This window comes from Daejeonella sp. H1SJ63 (genome assembly GCF_029360775.1).
Lineage (GTDB): Bacteria > Bacteroidota > Bacteroidia > Sphingobacteriales > Sphingobacteriaceae > Daejeonella.
In genome coordinates this window covers 1-15,857 of the sequence record NZ_JARKMZ010000042.1, presented here as the reverse complement: position 1 = coordinate 15,857, position 15,857 = coordinate 1, and the positions used below count along the sequence as shown (strand labels likewise).

The following is a 15,857-nucleotide window of genomic DNA, read 5'->3' as shown; positions in this document are numbered from 1 at the left end:
TTACAGGTATTTTTTGTATAGATTGAACAGGATCTTTTTCTCTTCCTCGTTTAAAATGCCTGTAATTTCTTTCTGCACGAAATGCAGTTGAAATGATTTGATGGTATTTTCCGGGGTTTTGATGTCATAACCAATGATGCGAAGTGCCTCAAGCGGATTAAATGATTCAGGAACCTCTTCTGTAATAAGGGAGTCCTGCCATAGGCCATATCCATTCCCGGCAAGCTTTTTCCAGGGGAAACTAACATTGGGATCTACTTTTCTTCCCGGTGCAATATCTAAATGACCAATGAAATTTGCAGCAGGAATATTATGTGTCTTTTTCAAATTTGCCAGTACACCCAGCAGACTATTGATTTGCGAATCTGAAAAGGGTTCAAATCCATTATTATCCAGCTCTATTCCGATAGAGGATGAGTTGATATCTGTTGCATTACCCCATTTTGCTGCACCACCATGCCAGGCTCTCAGGTAATCATTCAGCATCTGATAAACCGCTCCGTCTCTCCCGATTACATAATGTGCACTTACCTGTGTCTTAGCTGTTGTGAAGGTTTTTAGTGTTTGTTCAGTAGAATTCTGCGCTGTATGGTGAATGATCACATAGTTTGGCTTGCGCAGATTGAAATTTGTAGTACCAACAAAATCAAGTCCTGTTGGATTTACAGGTTGTTTGCGTATGGTTTTACTTAATTCTTTGCTTTGTTTTTTATAGATTTTATTACTCGAACGGTAAGGACCCGATGCACAGGATGCCAGTACCAGGATTGCCAGAGAAAAGAGGATGGTGTTATATGTTATTTGCATGATGCCAATATTATTGCTGGCAATTTACAAAAATGTATAGCCCATGATTAATAAACTTAAAATGTATTACTATTTATTTTACAGATTTAATGATTATAGAAATTAAGATCTGAAAAGGAAGCAGGAAATTAACTAAATATTTTCAGCCAGTACATTCTGGTTATTGATATAAAAGCCTCCTTCATTAAGCTGTTCAGCCAGTTGGCGGATGCTTGTTTTTTGAAAAGTATTGAGCAGGGCATCACGTGCAATTTTATACTGATCATGCATCGGGCAGGGATAAACAGATGAACACTGCTTTAAACCCAGACCGCATTCTTTGAAGACTGACATACCATCAATTGCATTTACAATATTGATGATGGGCTGATCAAGCTGGTAATCTTCAATAAAAAACCCCCCATACGGACCTTTAAGAGAGGTAATCACGTGATTTTTATTTAAAAACTGCAGAATTTTTGCTGTAAATGCTTCCGGTGCATCAACCTCTCGTGCTATCTGTTTGATATTGAACTTTAAACCTTCTGTCTTTTTTGAAGCAACAAAAATGACAGCACGTATCCCGTATTTGCAAGCTTTGGAAATCATTGAATAAATCTTGGTTAATGATAATCTGGTTAAGATTTTGCTCGTTAAAATACGGGTTTTATATTATTTTGTTCAATAAATTTCAGTTTGTTCATGAACATATGAGCCATTATTGCTGCCCTGTGTTTGGCATCCTCTGCTACAGGGCCCTCAAAATGTGTATCAATAGTTTCATTGAACATACTTATCCAATGATCGAAATGCTCTGTTCCCAATTCCATGGTAGCATGTTTAATGAAGGGATTTCCATTATATCCCTTTACACCAAAAAGTGCGGCATTCCAGAAAGTATACATTTTTTCAAGGTGTGGCCCCCAGTGCGTAGACAAACGGAAGTTAAAAATAGGTGCCAGAAGTTCATCCTGCTGAACTTTTGAGTAAAAGTCATCTACCATGAGCTTAATATCTTCTATTCCGGATATGTCTGTTTTCATTTCCATTGAATTAATTTAAGCAAATGTATTGATTTTTTATAAAAGATAAAATTGTCTTTTTTGAAATTATTTCTAACTTTGATTACAGGTTCATCTAATTTATAAGCAATGGAGGCATTAACTAACTATACTGTCGGTTCGTTGGTGGCTGCAAATTTTAAAGCAGCCAGCGTTTTTCAAAAATTTGGAATAGATTTTTGCTGCAGGGGGAATATGACTATTGCAGAGGCATGTTCTGCTAAAAATCTGGATCCGGAGCAGGTTGAGAAGGAGGTTTTTGCTGTCCTGAATTCAGGTGGACAAACATCCATTGATTTTAATTCGTGGCCAATTGATCTGCTGGCTGATTATATTGAAAAGACTCATCATCGTTATGTTACAGAGAAGATTCCTGAACTGAACCTTTTTCTTTCTAAGCTATGCAGGGTTCATGGTGAACGTCATCCAGAGTTATTCGATATCTACAAACATTTCATGGCTTCTTCAGAAGAGCTAAGCATGCATATGAAGAAGGAAGAAAATATTCTGTTCCCGTATATCCGCAATATGGTAGAGTCAGAAAGGCAAAACAGAGAGCTTGAGCAGCCACATTTTCGTACTGTTCAAAATCCAATTGCCATGATGATGCAGGAACATGAGGTGGAGGGAGACCGGTTCATAGCCATTTCAGAGCTAAGTAATGGCTATAATCCACCTGCAGACGCATGTACTACTTATCGTGTAGCATTTCAGATGCTGCAGGATTATGAGCAGGATCTTCATACTCATATCCATCTCGAGAACAATATACTTTTCCCAAAAGCAGTTGAACTTGAACAAGCAATGATCAGTTAATGCCCCTTAAGATCTGCCTGACTGTTTTATATGATTCAGAGGAACATTATATCCAAACCTTTCAGGGCGAATACAGAGACCTGAAATGCCTTATTGCAGACCGCCTTTTTACAGAAAATTTTGGCGACTGTGGAGGTATGGGCAGATGCGGTACCTGTATTGTAGAGATTGAAGGCTTACGTGCTTCTGCTGCTGCATTGAAAAGAAATGAGTCAACCACCCTTGGACGTTCAGCGCAGAATGGGCAAAACATCAGGTTGGCTTGTCAGATTCCTGTGGATGATTCACTGTCCAATCTGATTATTAAAGTTATTGGAAGCTAGATCTGTATTTTATTTCAAAGTTATTGTAACAGACGATTTGGTGAAGGCATTAAAAATACCTAAAGTGCCGTTGCTGAAATTTGATTCAGGATTTGCAGGAGCAACCGGGGGGCCATTCTCTCCTTTGATCTGACCTATAGCGTAATAATATTTGAATACATTTCTGTCAATGGTCTGCATTTCAATATTTAGTACATCACCCGGTTTCAGGTCATCTTCACTGTCATAAATGATCAGATCAGAAACATTATTACCATCATTAAAACGGTCTTCAAAAACGATGTCAGCCTGCTGTTTATCATTAACCTTCAGGATATAGCGATACTGATTCTGAACTTTTGCAGGATCTTTGTAATACACATTGGGATAAATCCTTGTATTGCCAAAGAAACTAAGCTTTTTAAAGGAAATAGAATCTGGTAAAACCGGATACGGCATGGTGGAACTGGCGGTATAAACCCTGCCTTCTGCTATTACTTCGAGTTTGTAGGTCATTCCGGGTGTCCCTCTGAACTGAGGGCTTCTGTATATGCCATCACTGATCTCGCTCAAACTCACTGATGTTCCGCCGGGGGTAATCAGACTTACTTTCGCTCCTTTAAGTCCGTTGAAAGTATTGGGTGCATCAAAAGGGATGGTTTTGGAGATACGTACGACGTGATTTTCATTCTGATTGCTGATACTGCCATCAATTACGATGCGTGGCCCGGCTTTCTGAAGATCCAGGTCGATCACTTCTTCACAGGATGTAAGCATCAGAAATCCTGCTAAAAGCATAAGTATACTTTTATGTTCTACACCTATTTTTCTCATTTCCCGTTTAAATTTAAAATAGAAACCTCCCATCACTTAAAATTTAAAATTCCAGGTTACTGAAGGAATTATTCCAAACAGAGTGGTTCTTACAGCCTGTGTTTTACTTGCATCATCAGGATCGTCTCTGAAGTCGATTGAAAATGCATTCTTCCTGTTGTAAAGATTATAAATGCCAAAAGACCAGCTTGAATTCACTTTCCGGCCAGGTTTTCCTTCTAATGTTGCAGAAAAATCTAACCGGTGATAGTTTGGCATTCTGTCTGAGTTTCTTTTCGAATAATAAAAGACAGTATTGTTATTCAGCTGATATTTTCCGGCAGGAAAAGTTACTGCATTGCCCGTATTATAAACAAAAGTCGACGATAGTGTCCATCTTTCACCGGCCTTGTAAATTCCAACTACTGAAAGATCATGGGTGCGATCCTGTTTAGCCAGAAACCAGTTTTCATTTTCAATTTCATCGAATTTTCTTTCTGTTCTTGATAAAGTGTATCCAAGCCATCCATTCAGTTTACCAAAACGTTTTTTAAGGAAAAATTCAATTCCATATGCACGTCCATCTCCATAAAGCAGATCGGCTTCCACATTTGTATTTGCCCTCAGATCTGTACCGCTTCGGTATTCGATCTGTCTTTGCAATTTTTTGTAGTATACTTCAGTAGAAAACTCAAATTTATCATCATTGAAATTTCTGAAATAGCCGAGCGATATCTGATCAGCAAGTTCTGGCTTTACATTATTACTGCTCATGATATACAAATCTGTTGGCGAGCTGGCAGTTGAATTAGACATTAAATGCAGATTCTGACTGTTTCTGGTGTAAGATCCTTTAAATGAAGCTTCTTCATTCAATTGATAAGCGGCAGAAATCCTTGGTTCAAGGTTGAAATAACTTTTAACAAGTTTCCCATCCTGATAAAAACTGGTTGCAGTAATATTACCGGATCTGTCAAAAGATGAAAAATTACCCGGTCCTAAAAGCATGAATGAGCTTGTCCTTAATCCGTATACAATATTTAGTTTTTCATTTACCTCCCATTCATCAGAAATATATGCGGCAATTTCACTTCCTTTCCTATCTTCAACCGCGATCAGATTAACACTGGATTTTTCACCCGGCTGCACTTCGCCCGGCCTGATTCTATGATAGATCAGATCCGTGCCAAAGCGCAGGTTATGGCTGTTATTAAGGGATAGTTGAAAATCTTGCTTAAGATTCAGATCGCGAATACTTGAATTTACTTTGAAGCTGTTCTCTTCGAGGAAATTCTCAATTTTGTAATCATAATTGCTGTATATCAGGGATGTGTTTGAGAATAAGCGATTGCTGAATAAATGATTCCAGCGTAAGGTAGCGGTTGCATTTCCCCATCCAAAGCCGAAAGTTTCATTGAGCCCGAGTTCATCCCGGCCGAAATATCCCGACATGTAAAGGGTATTCTTACTGTCTATCTGGTAGTTTGCCTTGGCATTCAAATCGTAAAAATAAAGGGTATTATTCTTGATGGAACTGTCTCCTGAAAAAGCTAAAAAGGCATCTGCATAGGTACGCCGTCCGCTAATCATGAATGAGCTTTTGTCTTTGGATAAAGGACCTTCTACTTTCAGCCTTGATGAGATCAGTCCGATACCTCCTTCGGCAGTGTATTCTTTTTTATTTCCGTCATTCATCCTGATATCCAGAACCGATGATAACCTTCCCCCATATTGTGCAGGCATACCGCCTTTATAAACACTAACGTCTTTAATTGCGTCAGAATTGAAGGTAGAGAAGAATCCTAAAAGGTGTGAGGCATTGTAAACCGGAGCTTCATCCAGCAGAATCAGGTTCTGATCTGCAGCACCTCCTCTTACATAAAATCCGCTGTTTCCTTCTCCTGCAGGTTTTATACCCGGAATAAGCTGGATGGTCTTTAAAATATCACGTTCACCAAACAGAACCGGGACATTTTTAATCTCCGAGAGATTTACTTTGGCAATGCCCATTTGAGCATTGATTAAATTATCATTTCTTTTTTCAGAGCTGATGATAATTTCGTCCAGTACATTATCGGGTATCATTTTTAAATCAAGCCTGATGTCTTTATCAACATTGATCTTTTTATTAACAGATCTGTAACCGATATAACTTACACTTAGGGTGTATTCCCCCGGACTTAATTTATAAGAATAAAAGCCATAGGCATTAGTGCTTGTTCCCAACTGGGTTTTGCCGGTAAATTTCAGGCTAACACCGATAAGGGTTTCTCCTGAAAGAGAGTCGGTTATAAGTCCGGTTATAGTAAAGTTTTCCTGAGCTTTAACATTAATGGAGAAAACCATAAGAATGATAAATACTCTTAAGATGTTTTTAATTCGAAGCATCAGCAAAAAAATAATCGGATATATCTGAAAGGTTAATTCAGATTTCAATTTCTAACAGCTCTGCAAAGCTAAACACTTTAGCTCATCAATTTTACAAATGATTGTAAGCTGGACGTAAGATATTTGCATGCTATTTTCAGGATACCCTTGCCGGATTTTTTATATTTATTCTTTTTAAACCAACCAATATGAAAAGAATGTTGATAATTGGAACTTTTGCCATGATGGGAATGGCATCCTGTTCAAATAATTCAGAAAAAAAGGCTTCTGAAGGAAATAAAGACAGCTTGCAATTGTATGTAGAAGAGCGTCTCCCTATGTATGCTAAAGTAAAGCTTAGTACAGATATATCTAAACTTACAGAAGCTGAACGTAAAGTTTTACCCCTGTTGATTCAGGCTGCACAGATTATGGATGAATTGTTCTGGAAGCAATCTTATCCGCAGCGTGATAGCTTGCTCGCTACTGTAAAAGATGAAAAAACGAGAGCGTTTATCATGATCAACTATGGACCCTGGGACCGGCTAAATGACGATAAGCCATTTGTTGCAGGTATCGGGTCAAAACCTGAAGGATCCGGATTTTACCCTGCAAATATGACTAAGGAAGAACTTGAAAAGTCTGATGTAGTTGACAAAAAAGGACTTTATTCCATGATTCGCAGAGATGGTTCAGGGAAATTGATTTCAGTGCCATATAGTGTCTATTTTAAAGATGGGCTTTCCAAAGCTGCCGGGCTGCTCAAAGAAGCAGCAAAGATATCTGAACAGCCCGAGTTGAGGAACTATCTCAATCTTCGTGCAGAAGCATTACTCACCGATAATTATACAGCCAGCGACTATGCCTGGATGGATATGACCAATAGCGGACTGGATATTATCATAGGACCAATTGAAAACTATGAAGATGGCTTGTTCAATGCACGTGCTGCATTTGAAAGTTATGTTCTGGTTAAAGACAGGGAATGGAGTAAGCGTCTGGAAAAATATGTAAGTATGCTTCCTGAACTTCAAAGAGGTTTACCGGTTGATGCGGCTTATAAAAAGGAGCGGCCGGGGACTTCTTCTCAGCTGGCAGCCTTTGACGTGGTTTATTACGCAGGAGATGGTAATTCAGGAGGTAAAACTATCGCTGTGAACCTGCCTAATGATGAGCAGATTCAACAGAAAAAAGGAACGCGGCGTTCACAACTCAAAAATGCGATGAGGGCTAAGTTTGATAAGATTATGGTTCCGGTTTCTCAGGAACTAATCGATAAAAGCCAGCGTAAACATATCAATTTTGATGCCTTTTTTGCGAATGTGATGTTCCATGAGGTTGCCCACGGATTGGGGATTAAATCAACAGTTACCGGTAAGGGATATGTCCGCGAAGCACTTCAGGAGCAATATTCATGGCTTGAAGAGGGTAAAGCAGATATCCTGGGATTGTATATGGTGAGCAGCCTCTTAAAAAAGGGAGAACTTGAAGGAGATATTAAAGATTATTATACCACATTTATGGCCGGTATTCTGCGTTCAGTTCGTTTTGGCGCGGGTGAGGCACATGGCAAGGCGAATATGCTTTGCTTCAATTTCTTTAACGATCAGGGTGCTTTTGAGCGTAGTCAGGATGGAACTTACAAGGTAAATTGTCAAAAGTTCGAATCTGCCATGAATGAACTGAGTAATAAGATTCTGACGCTTCAGGGTAATGGAGACAAGGATGCAGTTGAGAAAGTGCAGAAAGAAATGGCATTAATTCATGCAGACCTTAAATCTGATCTGGATCGTTTGGGTAAAAAAGGTATTCCTGTAGATGTAATTTTTGAACAGGGGATTGATGTTCTTGGCTTGAAATAATATAGTTTTTATACCGGTATCAAAGCTGCTCTATCATTCTTGCTACAGTATCCTTTGATATCGGTTTACCATAAAAGCGTCTGATTGAGGGATAATTTTCCATTCTGTTCTTGTCATTTTCATTGATCGATGAGCTGAACATGAAAATAGCGTAGTTTGATTGAACTTCTGAAGGGAGTTGTTCGAAGGCCTCAACAAACTGAAACCCATTCATCAGGGGCATTTGTATGTCGAGTACAATAATGGTTACGGCATCAATTTTTTCACCCAAATCTTTTATTGATTCAAGTGCATCTGTAGCCTCAGTATAAGATTTTACACTGGAAAAAGTTCCTGTATTCTGAATGATCTTTTCAGCGATAAAACAATCCAGCTGACTGTCATCAATAATTATAAAATGTGGAAATGGTGCTGACATCTCACTTATTTTGTATGGTAACCCTGAAACATGTTCCTTTATTAAGTTCTGAATCTACGGTAATTTTTCCATTTAATTTAGTTACAGCAACTTTTACATTATAAAGGCCAAACCCTGAACCAACTTCATGTGAATTTGCTCTGAAGAACATATTGAAGATATCTCCCAGAAGATTCTCGGCAATTCCTACTCCATTATCTGATACCTCAATTATTGCCGATCCATTTTCAACCAAAATGTTCAGATCAACAAATTTATCTTTATTATCTTTTTTCTGGTACTTAAAAGCATTGGATAAAAGATTATTGAGGATAAGCTTAATTGATAATTCATCTCCCCTGAAAGTTTCCTTTTGTATTATTGAGGTATTAAATTTAACATCACTAACAAGGTAAGTAAAGCTGAAAATACGGATCTGCTCCTCTACAAGTTCCTTAAAATCAATTTGTTTGATCTCAAGTTCACCCCTGTTAAGATTATAATAATCATGAATACTCTGAATAAAATCATCCAGATTACGAACAGAGGTTTTCATCATCATCAGCATATCCCTGATTTCAGAGATGTTTTCCATATGCTGTGCTGCTTCAATTGCACCAAGAATGCTAAGAAGCGGACCACGCATATCGTGTGTTACGCTGTAAGAGAATTTATCCAGCTCATTATAAGCTCTCTGAAGTTCCTCATTTTTTACTGCCAGCAGGGAATTGGATACGTAAAATTTATTTGCTTCGTTAATTGCACCCAGAATATCTGCATCTGTCCATGGTTTCTTAACATATCTGAAGACATTACCCAAATTTATGGAATCGATAACCGAATCAATATCTGTGTATCCTGTTAACAGAATTCTGATGGGTTTTGGGTAGCGGCTTCTGATCTCTTCAAAAAACTGTACACCGGTTTTTCCCGGCATACGCTGATCACAGAATATCACCCTGATATCGGGGTTTGAGTTGAGATGTTCCATAGCATCTATTGCATTTACTGCAATCATAATGTTATAGTTCATTCTGAATGAAGCCTTGAAACCCGTCAGGTTATTGATCTCATCATCAACGTATAAAATTTTAATTTTGTCTTGCTTTTCCACTTAAATATCTTCTGTAATTTCAAGTACTATAGGCAGTTCAAGGATAAACTCTGTTCCAAGTCCCGGGGTACTGTTAACCTGTATTTCTCCCTGATGCCTCCTTATTGTGTTGAAAGCAATTGACATGCCCAATCCGGTGCCTTCGCCAACATCCTTGGTAGTAAAGAATGGCTCAAAGATCTTTTTCTTTGTCGCCTCATCCATACCAATACCATTATCTTCTATTTTAACAAACACGCTTTTTTCGTTGCTGCTTGTGCTGATTTTAAGAATTCCTCCGGGATTATCGCCAAACTTCTTATTAATCGCATAGATAGCATTCGAAATAATATTTAAAAATACCTGGTTCAGCTTTCCCGGATAGCAGTCAATCATTGGAATCGCACTGTATACCTTCTCGAGCTTTATTTTGTTACTTAATAAATTATTTACAATAATGAGGGTCGAATCCAGACCACCATTCATATCTGCTTTTTTCAAATCATCTTCATCCAGACGAGAGAATACTCTCAGGCCTTTTACGATTTCAGACGTTCTTGAAGCTCCTTCGTAAATACCTTTGAGAAGCTGTGCAATTTCGATCTTCAGATAATCATAATCAAACTCTTCTTTCTGTTCTTCGATCTTTCTTTTCTTCTCTTCAACAGGAAGATCAGAAAGTCCGATTTTCTCCATTTCCGAAATAAAATCGATGAGAATATCGACATCCCGGTTAAGTGGAGTAACATTTGAAGTTACGAAGTTTATCGGATTGTTTATTTCATGAGCAATTCCGGCAGTCAGCTGACCTAAAGAAGCCATTTTTTCTGCTTCAACAAGCTGACCCTCAGCTTCTTTCAGATCTATTAACGTTTGATTTAACTCGGTGTTTGTCTCACTTAACTCAAGTGTACGTTCGTTTACCTTTTGTTCAAGGATTACATTTTGCTCCCTGATTATTCTTTCATTTTCTTTTAATGCTTTTAATGTTTCTTCCTGCGACCGTTCTTTTTCCCGTTTAAAGGTGTTGATCTTGTCGGCAAGTGCAAAGGCAAGTAAAACAACATCTAAAGCGATACCAAACTCTTTGGTATAATTGCTGAAGTCATTATAAGGCACGATTCCCAGGTTCCTCAGAACGAATAGCAAGAGCCCGGTAAAGAACATACTAAATGCGATCAGGAATAGAATTGCAGGTCTGTACCCTCTTCTTGAAAGTGAAATAGTTACGGTAAATGTAAGCAGTACTGTTGTGATGGCTGCAATATCTATTGCTCTGTAACTTGCCTGATCATAACCCAGTATTCTTAAAATAATGGCAGTACTGTATATCAGAAAAGGAACATAAATTGCCTTATGAAGTTTTGGCGTATTATCCTTGGTTTGCAGGAAGTTCATCATGAACAGATTTCCAGTTATACCTGCCAGGCCGGGAAATAAGATTATTCCCAAATGATTCCATGAAGGATGGTCAAACAGGACAAAACGATAGGTAAATCCGCCGAGGGTTATCTGGGTTAGTCCAATGAGTAAGCTGTAGGCAACATAGTAGAGATAACTTGAATCTTTAACCGAAAGGTAAATAAACAGGTTATAGATTACCATCACCAGGATGAGTCCGATAAAAATACCCCAAACCAGATCGTTGGTCAGCATTTTTTCAGCCATTTCTTTAGGCGGTCCCAGAATCAGTGGGAGTACCATCTGCTCCGAGCTTTTTACCCTGATAAAATAACTTGCAGTTTCGCCTTTAGGCAGGTCTACATCAAAAATAAAGTTCTGATGTTTGTATTTACGTTTAGAAAAGGGATCATCATAGCTCATGCTCTGAACTTTCCCATCTCTCATCGAATAAAATTCGCAGACACTGAGCATCGGATATTCAAGCGCAAGAATGATCTTATTCAGATCGCTCTCATTTTTAATGCTGAATTTGATCCAGAAATCTGAACTGCTTAACTGAAGATTTGGAATCGGAACACTTGAAGGGATAAAAGCATCTGATTTCTGAATGTCTTTCAGGCTCAGGCTATTACTGGGATCCTCTAATATTGAAATATGGTTTCCAATAACTATGTTTTTACCTTTGAATATTACAGGTTCCTGTGCTGATAGGTGTTGAATACATATCAGTGTAAATAAGAACAGAATACTGTAAAATCTCTTCATTCCTTAATGTTTATTCGGGATCTGGGCTATAGATAATTTGAACTAATCTTCAAAGAACAGAATATCCTTAACCGGCAAACGGTGTGCTTTCAATTTCGGCTCTTCGGCTATTGCAATTTTGGTTAGGAAAACTTCTGCATCGCTATTCCCTGTTCCGGTAATTTTGTTGAACTGTTCTCTTAAAAAATGAAGCTCTTTAATGTTTTTTTCATCAAGTCCTTCGCCATTTCCATGCAAAATACGCGAAAAAAGATATAGCGGAGAAATAACAGGATGGATTGCCAGATTTAAATTTGTAGCCTCCAGCCAGAATCTTTCCATTGAACGGCCTCCTTCAAAGAAATTCCGGAGTTCATAGCCGGGTATACTGATCATGCATAAGGCTGATGCGGTTGAAACAGTGCGCATGGCAAGCATCCCCAGGGCATTGCCTCCGCCAAGATCCTTAACGGCATTAATTACCTTTTCACTTTTGATAACACTCATTGCTGCCAGTAAAGAATTTCCGAGTTCAAGGGTTCTGATGTCAATGCCAGTCAGTGTTTTTTCTGCATCTTCAGGAGTCCAGCGCATTTCCCTGTGAACAAAATCATAATGTCCTTCGGGATGCATGAGGCGCATTCTGTCGCAGGCACCTATAATCCTTGCCAGGCCTTTCATGTCATTTTCATCTGTGAAACACCTCATTCTGGCTCCCGGGACAGATTCTGCAAGTAAAGCCAAACGGGAGTAAATATCCTGAGGAATTGCAGTCCTGGGTGCCATTACCCGATTAGTATGACGCTTGTAAATTGCCTGATCCAATGGGCTTAAAAGTTCTGTCAGTGCATTGGGTGCATGTTTCTTAAAACGTATTGCAGCTACCAGTTTTTCATTTGATTTATCCGGGAAAAAGCTGTAATAGGGCTCTATTCCCAAGCTTAAGGCATGAATAAACAGATTTTCGTAGGCTGCTCCAAAAGTGATGAAAGAAGCAGTTTTCTGGAAATCTCCAAAAGAATGCGACCTGAATTCATCATGAAACAGGTATAGGGTGCCATCTTTGTAAAGCCATTTCCATGGCTGATCGTTTCCTGTTGATGGGGCAGCAGCAGCAGCAGCTACTAAGCTATTGATACTATCCTTATCCGGAGAAATATCATCACCAGCGGCTACAAGACTACATTTTGAAGCCATTTGCTTCATTTCCTCAACTTTAAGAAGATGGTAAGGGTTTACTCTGCTCTGCGGTATTTCTGCTTCAGTTTTGTTATCCCCAATCAGTTCTTCAAGGTCAATATAGTATCTTCCGGAGGCATGATATTGATCCAGCAATATCCTGCGGCTTACATCAGCTCCCACAGCACCGCCAAGGGCTACCGAACTTGCGAGCTGAGGCCAGGTATTGATGGTTTGTTCCACTTCTATCATAGAGGCCTTTGCTCTCAGCGAAATGTTTTCCACCCCAAGCATTTGAAGCATGATTGGAATTTTATCTTCTGTGCTAAGTCCCTTTATAGTATGAGGATCTACATTCTCAATGCTTCCGTGAAGCAGCGGACGGTTTGGCTCCAGGTCAAAACGTTCTACATCAAGCATTCCCCGGTCGCTGGTGTCCATAATTACCGGAATGCCAAGTTCGCGGGCTTTAAAACGAGCCATGATTTTAATATCCAGACCATCACATTCATCTACCAGAAGATCGAGTTTGCCGTTTGTACTGAAAAAATCATTCATATTTTCTTCAGTAAGGCCGTTAAAAAAACAGCTTACCTTAAGAAATGGATCCATTTCAGCAATTTCCCTGGCTGTGATCACTACTTTGGGAACACCAAGATTATGAACAGATGAACGGATGCGGTTCAGGTTACTGAGTTCGAGAGTATCAAAATCAGTAAGGCGAAGTTCACCGAATCCCCTCTCCATGGCCAAAGTCAGGGCGATTGACTGGCCAACTGATAATCCAATGATGCCGATGCGTTTTGTACTTAATATTTCCTGTTCTTTTACAGTTATCTTATACTGATTGCGGTTGGTTCTTACCTGTTTGAATTCTTCTTCATCAAGCATGTGAACCAACCTGCGGCTCCAGGGATAATAAACCCATACACCATAGGCATTAATGTCGCGGCCGGCTAGGTGCTTTTTGATGAGTTCAGGATAATCTTCGGGCCTGATGCGTTGTGCAGGACTCTTCATTTTAACAAGTTCCTGCAGTTGCCCGTAAATTTCGTCGTGAAAAAAAGAGACATTATTCTCGATCAGTTCATCAAGAGCAGTCTTTTCTGAGTGATCAGTGATCCTCAGAAATACAGGTTTATAGACAAGTTGCATTTGTCCGGATGCTTTTTTCAGCTCAGAAAGCCTGTTATTCATGGGGTTTGAATATTAAGTAGTACTACTGGGTGAATTTACTGCTTATCAGATCATGTATGAAATGCTAAACTAAAGTAAATTTATGTTGCGTTCGTCGATCTTTTGACTGGATACAATTTTCTTTGCATTGGCAATGGTAGCCTGAAGGTCCCACTGATCCATGTTCGGAATTTCAATATCATAGTGAATCTCGATTTTTTTCTTCCGGAGCTCTTCAATACGAACACCCTGAAGATTATCACGGAGTGCCATGATAGCCCGTTTATTTTCTTCATCAGCTGCACTCAGATTTTTCAAGTCCCTGAGGATAAGTACCGTTGCAACCAGATCAAGTTTGGGGTAGTAGAAGGTGCCGTTATTTCCTATTCCATATTCTATTTCATAACCCACACTCTGAGCCATTTTTACAGTATAAGGAGCACAAAGACCGAATAATGAATCCAGCCCGATCTGAGTTGACATGGCTACACCAACTCTGGTAAGGAATATACTTCCAATGCCGTATCCTGCAATCTCACGCGAGTTCCACAGTCCGCAACCCTCACCCGTACCATTCTGGGCATATTGCCAAACCAGATCATAAATTGAAGGGTCAAGCGCTCCGGTAGCCTGTTCAATAGGTAGCGGTTCTGAACCACCGGCAACATGAATGCGGGCTCCACCGTAAATATTTTTTTTATCCAATGATTCAACAATCATCACGAATGCTGCAGGGTTATTCATCCATTCGTTGTTCGAGGATGTTACTTTTTCAACTCCTATGCTGGTAAGTACTTTCCTGTGTCCTTCAATAAACAATTCACATGATCTGGGATCATCAATTGCTCTGAACGCTCTCAACCTGACTACCGGGTTACCATTGTTAAATTGAATTTCCATTCTTACAGTCGCAAATCTTTGCTGAATATGCTATATTTAGTATCTAAAACGTTTAAAATGTTATTGCAATGCAAATTAATTGATAAATACCTTGTTTTTATTAATTATACTTATTTTTGCTAAAATATTAATGTTACCCCCAAATGTCTGACAAAAAGATCGATATACTGTATGTTGATGACGAAGAAAATAACCTTATTTCTTTTAAGGCAACTTTCCGGCTTAAATATAATATATTGATTGCTTCCAGTGCAGACGCAGCGATGAAATTATTGGAAACGAAGCCCGTAGAGATTATCATTACGGATCAGCGTATGCCCAATATGACAGGTATCGAATTTCTTGAAAAGGTAATTGAAAAATATCCGGAACCGGTTCGTATTCTTTTAACCGGGTATGCCGATATGAATGCAGTTATTGATGCAGTAAATAAAGGGAAGATCTTTCATTATTTAAGTAAACCCTGGAGTGAGCAGGAGCTTGACGAAACCATTAAAAAAGCATTTGAAGCCTATACAGCTGCCAAAGAACTGAAGGAAATGAACAGTAAGCTAGCGGTCTCCAATGATCAGCTTGAGTTTTTACTTCGTCAAAAACTTCTTTCCTAATTCAATCTTTCTCGTATTTCTGATTTCCCGTAGCCTGGTTCAGGAGTAAATATCCGGTTTTTAGAGCTTTCAAATAGAGTCAGGCACTTTTACCGACAATTTCCCCTTTTTTACCGAGTTCTTCTGTTTCCCCACCTAATTGTCATTTAGCAAGACCGTGAGGCACCTTACTTTTGGGGAAACAAAACAAAGAAATATGAAGCCATCATGATTTTGCCCAAACCCGCAGGGGTATGATGATTAAATCATGATCAATTCTTCACCATTAAAAACAAAAAATAAACAGATGAAGCGAACATGAGATTTTAGCACACACAGGGGCATGTAAATAAGAGTTGGTAACTTTCTA

At 39.0% G+C, this 15,857-nt stretch carries 14 protein-coding genes; 4 read left to right on the top strand and 10 right to left on the bottom strand.

Annotated features, from left to right (window positions below):
* From P2W72_RS14900 to P2W72_RS14890, 3 genes are all read right to left on the bottom strand, one after another.
* A complete protein-coding gene (locus P2W72_RS14900) occupies window positions 1-807 on the bottom strand; it encodes an N-acetylmuramoyl-L-alanine amidase (RefSeq protein WP_276364195.1) in 807 nt (268 codons plus the stop codon).
* Window positions 808-939: 132 nt separating this feature from the next.
* Window positions 940-1,395, bottom strand: a complete 456-nt coding sequence (locus tag P2W72_RS14895) for an Rrf2 family transcriptional regulator (RefSeq protein WP_276364192.1) — start codon at window positions 1,393-1,395, stop codon at window positions 940-942.
* Between the two features lie 44 nt (window positions 1,396-1,439).
* Window positions 1,440-1,835 (bottom strand): group III truncated hemoglobin, encoded by a 396-nt coding sequence (locus tag P2W72_RS14890; RefSeq protein ID WP_276364189.1) that lies wholly within the window; start codon window positions 1,833-1,835, stop codon window positions 1,440-1,442.
* Window positions 1,836-1,937: 102 nt separating this feature from the next.
* Between P2W72_RS14890 and ric the strand changes: the two genes are divergently transcribed.
* Both ric and P2W72_RS14880 read left to right on the top strand, forming a co-directional pair.
* Window positions 1,938-2,663, top strand: a complete 726-nt coding sequence (ric, locus tag P2W72_RS14885; protein WP_276364187.1) for an iron-sulfur cluster repair di-iron protein — start codon at window positions 1,938-1,940, stop codon at window positions 2,661-2,663.
* A complete protein-coding gene (locus P2W72_RS14880; RefSeq protein WP_276364184.1) occupies window positions 2,663-2,986 on the top strand; it encodes a 2Fe-2S iron-sulfur cluster-binding protein in 324 nt (107 codons plus the stop codon). The genes ric and P2W72_RS14880 overlap by 1 nt, the downstream gene beginning before the upstream one ends.
* 9 nt (window positions 2,987-2,995) lie before the next feature.
* Here P2W72_RS14880 and P2W72_RS14875 read toward each other — a convergent pair whose 3' ends face one another.
* Both P2W72_RS14875 and P2W72_RS14870 read right to left on the bottom strand, forming a co-directional pair.
* Window positions 2,996-3,799: a DUF4249 domain-containing protein gene (locus P2W72_RS14875; protein ID WP_276364182.1), complete on the bottom strand. Its 804-nt coding sequence runs from the start codon at window positions 3,797-3,799 to the stop codon at window positions 2,996-2,998.
* A 36-nt stretch (window positions 3,800-3,835) separates the two neighbouring features.
* A complete protein-coding gene (locus P2W72_RS14870) occupies window positions 3,836-6,166 on the bottom strand; it encodes a TonB-dependent receptor (protein WP_276364179.1) in 2,331 nt (776 codons plus the stop codon).
* A 197-nt stretch (window positions 6,167-6,363) separates the two neighbouring features.
* Between P2W72_RS14870 and P2W72_RS14865 the strand changes: the two genes are divergently transcribed.
* Window positions 6,364-8,007, top strand: a complete 1,644-nt coding sequence (locus tag P2W72_RS14865; RefSeq protein ID WP_276364176.1) for a Zn-dependent hydrolase — start codon at window positions 6,364-6,366, stop codon at window positions 8,005-8,007.
* A gap of 19 nt (window positions 8,008-8,026) precedes the next feature.
* On the opposite strand, the gene P2W72_RS14860 is transcribed toward P2W72_RS14865, so the two are convergent.
* From P2W72_RS14860 to P2W72_RS14840, 5 genes are all read right to left on the bottom strand, one after another.
* On the bottom strand, window positions 8,027-8,425 hold the full coding sequence (locus tag P2W72_RS14860) for a response regulator (RefSeq protein WP_276364173.1): 399 nt from the start codon (window positions 8,423-8,425) through the stop codon (window positions 8,027-8,029).
* Window position 8,426: 1 nt separating this feature from the next.
* Entirely contained in the window at window positions 8,427-9,518 is a 1,092-nt protein-coding gene (locus tag P2W72_RS14855; RefSeq protein ID WP_276364170.1) for a hybrid sensor histidine kinase/response regulator, read from the bottom strand.
* Window positions 9,519-11,666: a 7TM diverse intracellular signaling domain-containing protein gene (locus P2W72_RS14850; protein WP_276364168.1), complete on the bottom strand. Its 2,148-nt coding sequence runs from the start codon at window positions 11,664-11,666 to the stop codon at window positions 9,519-9,521.
* Between the two features lie 42 nt (window positions 11,667-11,708).
* Window positions 11,709-14,021: an Rv1355c family protein gene (locus tag P2W72_RS14845; protein ID WP_276364165.1), complete on the bottom strand. Its 2,313-nt coding sequence runs from the start codon at window positions 14,019-14,021 to the stop codon at window positions 11,709-11,711.
* A gap of 69 nt (window positions 14,022-14,090) precedes the next feature.
* The gene (locus P2W72_RS14840) at window positions 14,091-14,900 is read right to left on the bottom strand and encodes a hypothetical protein (RefSeq protein ID WP_276364162.1); all 810 of its coding nucleotides are present in this window, start codon (window positions 14,898-14,900) and stop codon (window positions 14,091-14,093) included.
* A gap of 143 nt (window positions 14,901-15,043) precedes the next feature.
* Between P2W72_RS14840 and P2W72_RS14835 the strand changes: the two genes are divergently transcribed.
* Window positions 15,044-15,508: a response regulator gene (locus P2W72_RS14835; protein WP_276364159.1), complete on the top strand. Its 465-nt coding sequence runs from the start codon at window positions 15,044-15,046 to the stop codon at window positions 15,506-15,508.
* The last annotated feature ends 349 nt before the right edge of the window (window positions 15,509-15,857 follow it).

What these genes read in the sequence shown, in the direction of transcription:
- P2W72_RS14900 (WP_276364195.1), bottom strand. Translation starts at nt 807, where the DNA reads ATGCAAATAACATATAACACCATCCTCTTTTCTCTGGCAATCCTGGTA.
- P2W72_RS14895 (WP_276364192.1), bottom strand. Translation starts at nt 1,395, where the DNA reads ATGATTTCCAAAGCTTGCAAATACGGGATACGTGCTGTCATTTTTGTT.
- P2W72_RS14890 (WP_276364189.1), bottom strand. Translation starts at nt 1,835, where the DNA reads ATGGAAATGAAAACAGACATATCCGGAATAGAAGATATTAAGCTCATG.
- ric (WP_276364187.1), top strand. Translation starts at nt 1,938, where the DNA reads ATGGAGGCATTAACTAACTATACTGTCGGTTCGTTGGTGGCTGCAAAT.
- P2W72_RS14880 (WP_276364184.1), top strand. Translation starts at nt 2,663, where the DNA reads ATGCCCCTTAAGATCTGCCTGACTGTTTTATATGATTCAGAGGAACAT.
- P2W72_RS14875 (WP_276364182.1), bottom strand. Translation starts at nt 3,799, where the DNA reads ATGAGAAAAATAGGTGTAGAACATAAAAGTATACTTATGCTTTTAGCA.
- P2W72_RS14870 (WP_276364179.1), bottom strand. Translation starts at nt 6,166, where the DNA reads ATGCTTCGAATTAAAAACATCTTAAGAGTATTTATCATTCTTATGGTT.
- P2W72_RS14865 (WP_276364176.1), top strand. Translation starts at nt 6,364, where the DNA reads ATGTTGATAATTGGAACTTTTGCCATGATGGGAATGGCATCCTGTTCA.
- P2W72_RS14860 (WP_276364173.1), bottom strand. Translation starts at nt 8,425, where the DNA reads ATGTCAGCACCATTTCCACATTTTATAATTATTGATGACAGTCAGCTG.
- P2W72_RS14850 (WP_276364168.1), bottom strand. Translation starts at nt 11,666, where the DNA reads ATGAAGAGATTTTACAGTATTCTGTTCTTATTTACACTGATATGTATT.
- P2W72_RS14845 (WP_276364165.1), bottom strand. Translation starts at nt 14,021, where the DNA reads ATGAATAACAGGCTTTCTGAGCTGAAAAAAGCATCCGGACAAATGCAA.
- P2W72_RS14840 (WP_276364162.1), bottom strand. Translation starts at nt 14,900, where the DNA reads ATGGAAATTCAATTTAACAATGGTAACCCGGTAGTCAGGTTGAGAGCG.
- P2W72_RS14835 (WP_276364159.1), top strand. Translation starts at nt 15,044, where the DNA reads ATGTCTGACAAAAAGATCGATATACTGTATGTTGATGACGAAGAAAAT.